The sequence below is a fragment of the Rhizobium sp. AN5 genome (assembly GCF_900215255.1).
Classification (GTDB): domain Bacteria; phylum Pseudomonadota; class Alphaproteobacteria; order Rhizobiales; family Rhizobiaceae; genus Agrobacterium; species Agrobacterium tumefaciens.
Window position 1 is genome coordinate 1745023 of the sequence record NZ_OCMJ01000003.1, and the last position, 12540, is coordinate 1757562.

A 12540-nucleotide genomic window follows, 5' to 3' on the forward strand; every position below is an offset into this window, starting at 1 on the left:
GGAGACCGCCCATGCTTAACCCCCGGGAGCGCATCGAACGGCAGATGGCCGATCCATGGCTCGTGCGTCTGCACCGTAAACTGAGCGCACTGAAATCCACCGCCACCGTCATGCACACCGGTGCGCATCCGGACGACGAGCAGAACGGGCTTCTCGCCTATTTCCGGATGGAACTGGGCATGCGGATCATCATCGCCTGCTCGACGCGCGGTGAAGGCGGGCAGAATGCGCTTGGGCCGGAGCGGCTGGGCGCGCTTGGCGTCATCCGGTCGCGGGAGCTGGAGGAGGCGGCCCGCATCATCGATGCGGACATAAGCTGGCTCGGCCATGGCCCGGCGGATATCATCCACGACTTCGGCTTCTCCAAGGATGGCGACCAGACCTTTGGTCGATGGGGGCAGCAGCGCATCGTCGAGCGGCTGGTGCGCGCCTATCGCAAGGAACGGCCCGATATCGTCATTCCGACATTTCTCGATGTGCCGGGACAACACGGGCATCACCGCGCCATGACGCGCGCGGCGAAAAGCGCAATCGCGCTGGCGGCTGATCCTGCCGCCTATCCCGAGCATTTCTCCGAGGGGCTGAAGCCGTGGAAGGTGGCCAAGTATTATCTTCCCGCATGGTCTGGTGGTGGTGACACCTATGATGACGAAGTGCCCCCGCCGGAAACGACGCTGACAGTCAATGCGGTGGGCAAGGAGCGGGCAACCGGCGCGCAATATGACCGCATCGGCGAATGGTCGCGTTATTATCATGCCTCACAGGGAATGGGGCATTGGCCGAAGCGGGCGCAGGAAGCATGGCCACTGCATCTCGAGCTCTCCAACGTTGCGGGCAGTGAGGAAAGCTCGATCCTCGACAGGCTGCCATCCTCGCTGGCTGACCTCTCGGCTTTTCCGGGTCTGACCGCCGATTTGGCAAAGGCGCTGGTTGCGGCCGAACAGGCAATCACTGACGCAATCGATGCCTTTCCCGACACGCAGCGGATTACGACGTCACTTCTGACGGCGGCAGCTCTTTTACAAGAGGTCGACGAGGCCGCAGCGCAGGACTTCAGGGAGTTGCATGGGCACCGGATCGCGCGCAAACGGGCGCAGGTCGATGCAGCTATCCTGACGGCACTCGATCTTTTCGAGCGGGCCTATGCCGAGCCGGCCGAGATCGTTCCGGGCGGGACGTCATCTCTCTATGTGGAACTCGCGGGAAAGGCGGCTGAATTTGACGTTGAGGTTACCCCGGTCCTTCCGGCTGGCGTATCGTCTTCGGTTCAGTCGCGTGGCCAGACAATGGTCTTCTCGCTTGTCGCCGATCAGGACGCGGCCGTTTCCGGGCTTTACCAGCCCGACTGGAAAGCCTCAGGTGGCAATGGACATGCATCGGTGCGCCTGTCCGTAAGGATTGGAGGCAGGGAGGTTTCAGCCGCTTTCGATCTGGAGGAGCCATTTTTCGTGACGCCGGCGCAGTCGCTGACGATTTCGCCCGATGCGCTTCTGGTTCCACTTGGACAGGGGCAGGATTCCCATGTTTTTCAGGCACACATAAAGGGTGCCGATGCGCCACTGTCGTTCAGGGGTGCGGGTGGCTGGAACCTGCGCAAGACCGGCAATGACTGGATTGCCGAACGTACCGGTGAGGCAGCGGTCGGCCTTGCCCAGATCGAAGCGCTTGTCGGTTCGCAACCTGCTTTCCAGATCACGTCCATCGCGTATCCGCATATCGGCCGGGCGCGGTTTCTGGCGCCCTCCGCTCTGAAAATCCTCTCGCTGGATCTCAGGCTGCCCGAGGGCGCGCGCGTCGGTTATGTCGGCGGCGGTGCCGACCGGGTCGGGTCATGGCTTTCGCGCATGGGTCTTGATGTCACCGAATTCGATCCGCAGGCGCTTGGCGGTGATCTCTCGTCCTTCACGACGATTGTTGTCGGCATCTTCGCCTTCGGCATTCGCAAGGATCTGGCTGCGGCAACCGAAAGGCTTCACCGCTTCGTCGAAGAGGGCGGCCATCTTGTCACGCTCTATCACCGGCCGACCGACGGATGGAGCCCGGAGACGACGCCCGTCAGGCGGCTCGAGATCGGTAAGCCTTCTCTGCGTTGGCGGGTGACGGACCCGAATGCGGAGGTAACGGTGCTATTGCCCGATCATCCATTGCTTGTCGGACCCAACACGATCGGTGCTGCCGACTGGACGGGCTGGGACAAGGAGAGAGGGCTCTATTTCGCCGCGCGCTGGGATGATGCTTATGAACCCCTGCTCGCCATGCACGATGTCGATGAACAGCCTCTGAAAGGGGCGCTGGTCTCGGCGGCCATTGGCAGGGGCCGGCATACGCATACAAGCCTCGTGCTGCACCACCAGATGGACAAGCTGGTGCCGGGGGCATTCCGCCTCATGGCAAACCTTGTGCAACCCGCGTGAATGGCCAGGACCAGAGTGAAAAACAGGAAAACCCGCGCGAAAACGATGCTCGCGCGGGCATCGGCTGGCTGCTCATGGATATGGCCCTCGTTTCGGGTGGAATGACAGCCCTCGTCAAGGCGCAGGGTGTGACCTATCCGGCATTCCAGCTTGTCTTTATAAGGGCGATGATCGGCCTGATCTTCATCCTGCCGCTTATCTGGCGACACCGGAGGGAAATGGCGCGCGTCAAATATCCCTGGCGCAACCTTTTCCGAATCTGCTGCAACGCCATTGCGCTCACCAGCAACTTCGTCGCCATCACCCTCTTGCCGCTCGCCACCGTCAATGCTGTCGGCTTCTCACGCCCGCTGGTGACGATGGCCATGGCGGTTGTCTTTCTCGGTGAAAAGGTGAGCCGATATCGCTGGGTCGGCGCTTGTCTCGCATTCGTTGGCGTTCTTGTAGTCATCGGGCCGGGCGGCGCGGAGATTAACGCAGGCGTGCTCGTCGTCCTCGTCTCCGTCGTGTTCGGCGCCCTTGCGGTGATCCAGACCCGGGCGCTGCGGCAGGAAAACACCACTGTCATGATGGTGTTCTACACGGTGGGTCTTGCCGTCATTACCGCCGTTCCGGCGATCTGGACGTGGAAACCGGTCATGCCGCTCGACTGGGGGGCGCTGCTCGCCATCGGCCTGCTTGCGCAAATGGGGCAATATTGCTTCCTGCGGGCCTATCGCATCGCTGACGCCAGTGTTCTGGCGCCCGTTGGATATCTGTCGATTTTGTTCGTGACCGCTGTGGGGTACTTCCTGTTTGACGAGGTGCCTGAAGCCCGTGTTGTTCTTGGCATTGCCATCATTCTCGTCTCCTTGCAGGCAACCGCCTTTGCGGAATATCTTTTGAAGAAGTTGCGCGGCCGGCGGTGAAAGGTGCCGCTTTTATCTTTGACGCGCCAGAACGCTAAGCCGGATCCAGCCCAGTGTCGCGCGCTTGAAGCGATCGTAAAACGAACGGGCAAAGCGCACATATCGCATGATCCATGCGAACCAGGCGTAGGTGAGGAGCTTCTCCCGACCGGCGTGGTAAATGCGCTCGACAATCAGGAATGTGGCGAGGTGAGCGAGGATCGTCAGCGCAATTCCCGTTTTGACGGTGCCGTGCGCGATGAGGAGCAGGCCGATGATTTTCATCGGTTCGGCGATGGCAAATGGTACCGCCAGCAGAAGAAGAATGGCAAAACGCGGCAATCCGCCAATCCGGCTTTCCAGTTTCCTGATGAATGTCAGTCTGGATATCGCCTTGATGATCGGCCGATAGAGCGGGCGAAAAATGCCGTCGAGGATCAGGGCAAACACGATGATTGCCCGAAGCGGAAAGATGAGGATCTTCCTGATTTTGTTGTTCACCTCATTCGGTCTCCAAAAGGGGCTGTATCGCCAATTCTTAATCGCCTGAAACGTGGCAAAACGAAGTTGTTTTTTACGATCTGCTCTGCTGAACACTCGCATACATGCCGGTGGTGCGGAATTCGCTTGGATTGATGCCATATAGCCTGCGGAAGACCTTCGAGAAATAGTTCGGGTCTTCGAAGCCGCATAGCACGGATACCTCCTTGATGGGGATGTTTTCGGCTGTGGTGAGAAGCTTGGCTGCTCGCCGCAACCGTCGCTGCAATACAAATTCGGCCGGTGGCAGACCTTCGCTTGCCGTGAAGATACGGGAAAAATGCGCTCGGCTGAGGCCGGCGACGGCGGCAAGATCGCTGACGGAAAGACGATCTCCGAGATGCCCGTCTATATAGCTCAGCACCTGCTGCATGGTGCGATATTCACCGCCAAAGGAGGGATGCGAGCCGAACACGTCGTCATAAAGCGTCATCGCCGCTTCATACGCGACGGCGGAGGCCGCCCCTGGTGTTTCCGCGCCGTTGACGAGGCGCGAGCAACAATGGGCGAGATGATCGACGGTTTCCTGTTGCAGCTTGAGGATCGGCCCGGTGACGGCAAGAATATTGCGGTGAATGCGCAAGGCTTCCTCGCCATTCATGGAGATCCAGAAGAATTCCCATTGCTTTCCCGCTTCCAGCCAGTAGCGATGATTGTGCGGGATGAGCAGCAGGAGGGTTTCGCCCGGCTTCACCACGTAATGACGGTTTTCGTAACGAAGGTTTCCCTGTCCGCCAATGCAATATTGCAGCACAGTAAATGGTGTCTGTCCGCGCTTTCGTCCGTCCCAGTCATAATTGCCACTGCTGCGGATTTCATAGCCGCTGCTGGTGGGCATTGTGTGCAGGGTCTGGCGGCCGCGGGGCAGCGACACGGTCCGCATCCCCGGTCCCTGATCGATCAAATCGCGCAGCACAAAATTACCCATGAAAGCATAATCCTTCTCTGGTTCCGCTCGTCATTATACGCATAATCCCGAACCGAGGAGACAGCCAGCGCGATATTGTTGCGGAGAATTTTTCAGGAGTGCCGGTTTTCCGGGATTCTTACAGGTATATTCTAGCAACGCCTTATTATGATCGTTTGGCCCGTTTCACCCGTTCGATTTGCAACAGAGGTGGCGTTATGAGTTTCAAAATCGCTATAATCGGCGCCGGAAGCGTCGGATTCACGAAAAAACTGTTCACCGATCTTTTGTGCGTGCCGGAGTTTCGCGACATCGAGGTCGCGCTGACGGATATCAGCCAGCACAATCTGGATATGATCAGGGCGATCCTCGACAAGGTCGTGGAAGCCAACGGTTTTCCGGTGAAAGTGACGGCGCATACCGACCGCCGTCGCGCGCTTGAGGGTGCGAAATACATCATAAGCTGTGTGCGGGTCGGCGGTCTGGAAGCCTATGCGGACGACATCCGCATTCCGCTGAAATACGGGATCGACCAGTGCGTCGGTGACACCATCTGCGCCGGCGGCATTCTCTATGGGCAGCGTAACATTCCGGTCATTCTGGATTTCTGCAAGGATATCCGCGAGGTCGCCGCACCCGGTGCCAAATTCCTGAATTACGCCAACCCCATGGCCATGAATACATGGGCAGCCATCGAATATGGCAAGGTGGATACGGTTGGTCTTTGCCACGGTGTGCAGCACGGTGCGGAGCAGATCGCTGAAATTCTCGGTGCAAAATCCCCGTCCGAACTTGATTACATCTGCTCGGGCATCAACCACCAGACATGGTTCATCGATCTGAGGCTGAATGGCCGCAAGATCGGCAAAGAAGAGCTGGTCGCCGCTTTCGAGGCGCATCCGGTTTTCTCACAGCAGGAAAAGCTGCGCATCGACGTTTTGAAGCGTTTCGGCGTCTATTCGACGGAGAGCAACGGACATCTGTCCGAATATCTGCCGTGGTATCGCAAGCGCCCGGATGAAATCGCCCGCTGGATCGATATGTCGGACTGGATTCACGGCGAAACAGGCGGTTATCTGCGCCACTCCACCGAGACGCGGAACTGGTTCGAAACGGAATTCCCGCAGTTCCTGGCCTCCGCCGCCAAGCCCATCGAGCCGGAGAAGCGCTCCAACGAACATGCGAGCCACATTCTTGAGGCGCTTGAAACCGGGCGTGTCTATCGCGGCCACTTCAACGTCAAGAACAATGGCGTCATAACCAACCTTCCTTCTGATGCGATCATTGAGTCGCCCGGTTTCGTGGATCGTTTCGGCATCAACATGGTCTCGGGTATCACGCTGCCGGAAGCCTGTGCAGCGACCTGCATGGCGTCTATCAACGTGCAGCGCATGTCGGTGCATGCGGCGGTCAGCGGCGATATCGATCTTCTGAAGCTTGCCGTGCTGCATGATCCGCTGGTCGGCGCCGTCGCCACTCCGGAAGAGGTCTGGCAGATGGTGGACGAGATGGTTGTCGCGCAGGCGCGCTGGCTGCCGCAATATGCGGATGCCGTGCCTGATGCCAAGGAGCGGCTTGCGAAATCCACCGTCAAGACCCGCGACTGGGCGGGTGCGGCGCGCCGCAATGTGCGCTCAATCGAGGAACTACGGGCCGAAAAATCGGCGCTGAAAAAGGCCGTTTGAAGGAAATAGCATGGGAACAGGCCGGTGGTGAAAAGGGAGTTCGCCACCGTGGCTATCGCGACAACAGAGGGTGGGCGGTCGAAGAGCTGCCATTTGGGAGGAATGACGATGCAACTTCAACGCAAGATCGGTATCATCTCGGCATTAGGTCTTGGTGTTTCGATGATCGCACTCAGTGCGAACGCCTTCGAAACCACCACGCCGCCGGAGCCGCCGCAGTTTCCGGCGGAAGGCAAGATCAATTATGTGGCGCGCGACTCGATCCTCGAATTCAAGGCCCTGCCGAGCTACAGCGAGCCGGACTGGATCACCGAAAAATTCGAGAAGACCGGCAAGCTGCCGCCTTTGAAGGAACGCTTGCCTGAGGAGCCGCTGGTCTACAAGACCGGCAACATGGTGGATGGCATCGGCGTCTATGGCGATACGATGCGCCATGTGATCGGCGGACGGCCCGAAGGCTGGAACTACATTGCCGGCCAGAGCCAGGGTTGGGGCGGCATCGATATTGCGCTTTCCGAATGCCTGACGCGCACAGCGCCGCTGTTTCAGGTGAATGCCAAGGACACCGAACCGCTGCCCAATCTCGCCAAAGGCTGGGAATGGTCGCAGGATGGCCACAAGCTGACGATGCATCTCGTCAAGGGTGCCAAATGGTCTGATGGTGTGCCGTTCAACGCCGATGACGTCATGTTCTACTGGGAAGATGCGGTTCTCGATCCCAACGTCTCGCCGCTCGGCGGCGGCGCGTCGCCCGAAGCCTTCGGCGAGGGCACCACGCTCAAAAAGATCGATGACTATACGGTGGAGTGGACTTTCAAGACCGCTTTCCCGAAGCAATATCTCTACACCATGGCTTATCCGAGCTTCTGCCCCGGACCGGCGCATATTCTGAAGCCACAGCATCCGAAATATTCCAAGAACACCTATAATCAGTTCAAGAACGCCTTTCCTCCGGAATATATGAACATGCCTGTCATGGGTGGTTGGGTGCCGGTGGAATATCGCCCCGACGACATCATCGTGCTCAGGCGCAATCCATACTACTGGAAGGTCGACGAGAAGGGCCAGCAGCTGCCTTATCTCAACGAGCTTCATTACAAGCTTTCCACCTGGGCCGATCGCGATGTGCAGGCCGTGGCGGGATCGGGCGATTTCTCCAATCTCGAACAGCCGGAGAATTTCGTCGCTTCGCTGAAACGCGCAGCTGACCCGAATGCGCCGGCTCGCCTTGCCTTCGGGCCACGCCTGATCGGCTATAATCTGCAGATGAACTTTTCCGCCAATGGCTGGGGCAATCCGGACGAGCGCGGGCAGGCCATTCGCGAGCTGAACCGCAACGAGGTGTTCCGTCAGGCGGTGACCTCGGCACTCGATCGCAAGGCAATCGGCGACTCGCTCGTCAAGGGTCCGTTCACGGCGATCTATCCGGGTGGCATTTCCTCGGGCACCGGTTTTTACGATCGCAATTCCACGGTCTATTACCCCTTCAACCTTAAGGAAGCGAAAGCCGCCCTTGCATCAATCGGCCTGAAGGACACCGACGGCGACGGCTTCTTGAACTTCCCGAAGGAGACACTGGGCGGACGAAACGTCGAGATCATTCTTCTGGTCAATAACGGCTACACGACGGACAAGAGCATCGCGGAAGGCCTTGTCGGGCAAATGGCGAAACTTGGCCTTCGCCTCGTCATCAACAGCCTTGATTCCAACCAGCGCGACGCGGCCCATTATGGCGGTCAGTTCGACTGGCTGGTGCGCCGCAACTCCACAGAGCTTTCGTCCGTGGTGCAGAATACCGAGCAGCTGGCACCCGTTGGCCCGCGCACCAGCTGGAACCACCGCGCACCTGAAGGCAAGGAACTGGATCTGATGCCGTTCGAAAAGGAGATGGCCGATATCGTGCGCAAATTCATCTCCTCGCAGGACAATGCCGAGCGGGCGGAACTGATGAAGCAATATCAGAAGGTCTACACGCAGAACCTCTACACGATCGGGCTTACCGAATATCCCGGCGCGCTCATCGTCAACAAGCGGTTCTCGAATGTGCCGCAGGGCACGCCGATCTTCATGTTCAACTGGGCTGAAGACGCCATCATCCGCGAACGCCTTTGGGTCGCGGCCGACAAGCAGGGGAAATACGAGCTTTTCCCCGAGCAGCTTCCCGGCAAGCCGGGTGAGGGCGGCCCGATCAACTAGAACTCCTCCCGGAGAAAACCCGGTACCGGTCGCGCGTGAAGCGCGGCCGGAGACACACGGACTAGCCAAGCGGAGGATACCCGTTCGATGCTGAGATTCCTGACGATACGCATAGGCTCCGCCATTCCGGTGCTGCTTATCCTGAGCGTGGTGACATTCGCCATCATTCAGGCGCCACCCGGCGACTATGCCGACTACATCCGCTCGCAACTGATGAACCAGGGCGGCGCGTCCTTCGAACAGGCGGAAGCGCAGGCGCAGGCCTACCGCATCGAACACGGTCTCGATAAGCCGATCGTCGTGCAATATTTCAACTGGATCGGCGGTATCATCACACGCGGCGATTTCGGCTACAGCTTCTATTACAACAAGCCGGTTGCCGATGTGGTCGGCGAACGCCTGCCGCGCACCATCGCACTCGCCCTTGTCTGCCACATTCTTTCATCGCTTCTCGGCATCGGTTTCGGCATCTGGGCCGCCACCAGACAATATTCCTGGATCGACAATCTGCTTTCGACCGTCGCCTTTCTCGGCATGACCATTCCGCGCTTCCTGATGGCGCTGATCCTCGTCTACCTGATGGTGTTTCATTTCGACGTGTCGGAAATCGGCAGCTTCTTTTCTCCGCAATATGGCGGTGCGCCATGGTCATGGGGGAAGTTCGTCGATCTCGTCAGCCATGTCTGGCCGGTGGTCGCCATCGCCGTCTTCGGTGGACTTGCCTATAATATGCGGGTGATGCGCGGCAATCTGCTTGATACGCTGAACGCCCAATATGTGGAGACGGCGCGCGCCAAGGGCCTTTCGGAAGGCGCGGTCATCATGCGCCACGCCGTGCCGAACGCCGTGCATCCGCTCATTATGTATCAGGGCGTCGTGCTGCCCTATATGCTGAGCGGCGAAATCGAAACTGCGATCATCTTCGCGCTGCCGACCGTCGGTCCCGCCATCGTCGGGTCCATGGCGGTCGGCGATGTCTATGTCACCGCAACCTTCATGATGGTGCTGGCCGCCACGCTCATCATCGGCAACATCATCGCCGACATGCTGCTCGCCATGCTCGACCCGCGCGTGCGCGAATTCGGGAGGGCTTGAGATGGTGGCCGTTGACGAACTCAAGAATGAATCGGCTGCCGCACCGAAGCCTGAGCGGGGTGTTCAGGGTAACGAGACCTATCTCGCTCTGGTATGGCGGCGCCTCAGACGCTCCTTCACCGGCATGGTGGGGCTGGTGCTGGTGGTGCTGTTGATCACGATCTCCGTCTTCGCCGATTTCTTCGCGCCGATGAACCCTCTTGAAACCAATGACAGTTTCTCCCCGCCACAGGTGGTGCGGTTCTCCGACAAGGACGGCAATATCAGCCTGTTCCCTCGGGTCTATGCCACCGCTGAAACGGACGAGCTCGATCCGGTGACCTTCCAGCCTATCGTCGGCCCGGATTACGACAATCCGCTTTATCTCGGCTTTTTCGTGAAAGGCGCGGAATATCGGCTGTTCGGCGTCATCCCGGCAAACCGGCACTTCTTCGGCACTACGGACGGGCAGCCGGTGCATTTTCTCGGAACCGACAAGTTCGGACGCGATGTGCTGTCGCGCGCCATTTATGGATCGCGTATCTCGCTTGCCATCGCGCTCAGTGTCGTCACCATCGTTACCGTCATCGGCACCAGCGTCGGGTTGATCTCAGGATATTTCGGCGGCCCGCTGGATGCCTGGGTGCAGCGTTTCGTGGAAGTGGTTCTGGCCTTTCCACAATTGCCGCTCTATCTCGCCTTGACGTCGCTCATCCCGGTCACCGCCCCGACGACTGTTTTCCTCCTGTTCGTTGTCGGTGTCATGTCGGCGCTCGGCTGGGCGCAGATGTCTCGCGAGGTGCGCGGCAAGACGCTGGCGCTGGCGCGTATCGATTATGTCCGCGCCGCGATCGCCGTCGGCGCCACCGACCGGCGCATTATCTTCCAGCACATCCTGCCGAATGTGATGAGCCATGTGATCGTTGCCGTCACGCTGCATATTCCAAGCGTCGTGCTACTCGAATCCTTCCTTGGCTTTCTCGGTTTCGCGGTCAAGCCGCCGCTGATCTCCTGGGGGCTGATGCTGCAGGACACGGCCACCTATTCCGTCATTGGTTCCTATCCATGGATCCTTGCGCCGGTCGGCTTTGTGCTGGTCACCGTTTTTGCCTTCAACGCGCTGGGCGATGGCCTTCGCGATGCTGTCGATCCCTATTGAGAGGAGCGTAACATGGTTGCTGCACAGAACACCTACGCCCCTGCCATCCGCTTCGATGCCGATGATCGAAACGACCAGGCCATCATCGATGCACGCAATATTGCCGTGACTTTCAAGGTTGAGCACGGCACGGTGGAGGCAGTGAAGGACATTTCCTTCCAGCTTTACCGGGGGGAGACGATCGCCATCGTTGGCGAATCCGGTTCGGGAAAATCGGTGACCGCCCGCACCATCATGGGGCTTTTGACGAAGCGGGCCTCGGTTTCGAAAACCGCGACCGTGCGCTTCAACGGCGACGACATCCTGAAGTTTTCAAGCCGCCAGCGGCGGGCGTTGCGCGGCAACCGTATCTCGATGATCTTTCAGGAGCCGATGAGTTCGCTGAACCCGATCTATACGATCGGCAGCCAGATCGTCGAGGCGATCCGCGTCCACTCGAAGCTGAGCAGGAAGCAGGCCGAGGCGAGGGCGCTGGATTTGCTGCGGCAGGTGCAGATTCCGGAACCCGAGGCGCGGCTGAAGCAATATCCGCACCAGCTTTCCGGCGGTCAACGGCAGCGTGTCATGATCGCCATGGCGCTCTCCAACGATCCGGATGTTCTGATCGCCGACGAACCCACCACAGCACTAGATGTGACAGTCCAGGCACAGATCCTCAACCTCATACGCGATCTGCAGAAGAAGCGCGGCATGGCCGTGGTACTCATCACCCATGACCTGACGATCGTGAAGCAGTTTTCCGATTACGTCTACGTCATGCAGCATGGCGAGATGCGTGAGCACAACACCACTGAGCGGCTGTTTGCAGCGCCGAACCACCCCTATACCCGAAAGCTGCTTGCTTCCGAGCCGCATGGCTCCGCCAAACCAATGCCGGAAAATTCCGGTGTGCTGTTGACGGCGAATGGCGTGCGAGTGTCGTTCATGATGCGCTACGGTGGCCTGTTCAAGCCGGAATTGAAGGAACTTGTTGCCGTCGACGATCTTGGTCTTACCCTCAGACGCCATGAAACGCTGGGGATTGTCGGCGAATCCGGGTCCGGCAAAACGACCTTTGGCCAATCCCTGTTGCGGCTGAACGAGCCGGTGGCAGGGGAGGTGATTTTCGATGGCGAGAGGGTCGACGGCCGCTCCCGGTCTCAAATGCGGCCTCTGCGCTCACGCATGCAGGTCGTCTTTCAGGACCCTTTCGCCTCGCTCAATCCACGCATGACCATCGGCCAGATCATCGAGGAAGGGCTGGTTATCAACGGGCTTGGTAAAACCAAGGCCGAAAGGCTGGAGCGGGTGCGCGACGCGCTGGAGGCGGCAGGCATGCCCGGCAACATCCTCTCGCGTTTCCCGCATGAGTTCTCCGGCGGCCAGCGCCAGCGCATCGCCATTGCGCGTGCAGTCGCGCTGGAGCCGGAATTCATCCTGCTCGATGAGCCAACCTCGGCGCTCGACCTTTCCGTTCAGGCGCAGATCATCGACCTGCTCCGCAAGCTGCAGGACGAGCGGGGCTTAAGCTACCTGTTCATCTCGCACGACCTGAAGGTCGTTCGGGCTCTCTGCCACCGCGTCATCGTCATGCAGCGCGGCAGGATCGTGGAGGAAGGCCCCGTCGAGGAGGTGCTGAACCGTCCGAAAACCGAATACACCCAGCGGCTCGTCCGGGCCGCCTTTGAAATCGCCTAGT

Annotated in this window: 9 protein-coding genes; 7 read left to right on the forward strand and 2 right to left on the reverse strand. The window is 59.3% G+C overall.

Going from position 1 to position 12540, the window contains the following annotated elements; genetic code table 11:
- Positions 1-11: 11 nt before the first annotated feature.
- Together CRP02_RS11410 and CRP02_RS11415 are read left to right on the forward strand one after the other, a co-directional pair.
- Positions 12-2414 carry a PIG-L family deacetylase gene (locus tag CRP02_RS11410; RefSeq protein WP_097171123.1) on the forward strand — a complete coding sequence of 801 codons (2403 nt, stop codon included), beginning with the start codon at positions 12-14 and terminating at the stop codon, positions 2412-2414.
- The gene (locus tag CRP02_RS11415; RefSeq protein ID WP_097171124.1) at positions 2411-3322 is read left to right on the forward strand and encodes a DMT family transporter; all 912 of its coding nucleotides are present in this window, start codon (positions 2411-2413) and stop codon (positions 3320-3322) included. Before CRP02_RS11410 ends, CRP02_RS11415 begins: the two co-directional genes overlap by 4 nt.
- Positions 3323-3334: 12 nt before the next feature.
- Here the strand turns inward: CRP02_RS11415 and CRP02_RS11420 are convergent, their stop codons facing one another.
- Together CRP02_RS11420 and CRP02_RS11425 are read right to left on the reverse strand one after the other, a co-directional pair.
- Positions 3335-3802: a hypothetical protein gene (locus tag CRP02_RS11420; protein ID WP_179783988.1), complete on the reverse strand. Its 468-nt coding sequence runs from the start codon at positions 3800-3802 to the stop codon at positions 3335-3337.
- 73 nt (positions 3803-3875) lie between these two features.
- Positions 3876-4769: an AraC family transcriptional regulator gene (locus tag CRP02_RS11425; RefSeq protein ID WP_097171126.1), complete on the reverse strand. Its 894-nt coding sequence runs from the start codon at positions 4767-4769 to the stop codon at positions 3876-3878.
- A gap of 197 nt (positions 4770-4966) precedes the next feature.
- On the opposite strand from CRP02_RS11425, the gene CRP02_RS11430 reads away from it, so the two are divergent.
- From CRP02_RS11430 to CRP02_RS11450, 5 genes are all read left to right on the forward strand, one after another.
- Positions 4967-6433, forward strand: a complete 1467-nt coding sequence (locus tag CRP02_RS11430; RefSeq protein ID WP_013761095.1) for an alpha-glucosidase/alpha-galactosidase — start codon at positions 4967-4969, stop codon at positions 6431-6433.
- A 108-nt stretch (positions 6434-6541) separates the two neighbouring features.
- Positions 6542-8629, forward strand: a complete 2088-nt coding sequence (locus tag CRP02_RS11435) for an ABC transporter substrate-binding protein (RefSeq protein ID WP_097171127.1) — start codon at positions 6542-6544, stop codon at positions 8627-8629.
- 87 nt (positions 8630-8716) lie between these two features.
- On the forward strand, positions 8717-9724 hold the full coding sequence (locus CRP02_RS11440; protein WP_004431273.1) for an ABC transporter permease: 1008 nt from the start codon (positions 8717-8719) through the stop codon (positions 9722-9724).
- A 1-nt stretch (position 9725) separates the two neighbouring features.
- Entirely contained in the window at positions 9726-10862 is a 1137-nt protein-coding gene (locus CRP02_RS11445; protein WP_097171128.1) for an ABC transporter permease, read from the forward strand.
- 12 nt (positions 10863-10874) lie between these two features.
- Positions 10875-12539, forward strand: coding sequence for an ABC transporter ATP-binding protein (locus CRP02_RS11450; RefSeq protein WP_097171129.1), 1665 nt, complete (start codon positions 10875-10877; stop codon positions 12537-12539).
- Position 12540 lies beyond the last annotated feature (1 nt).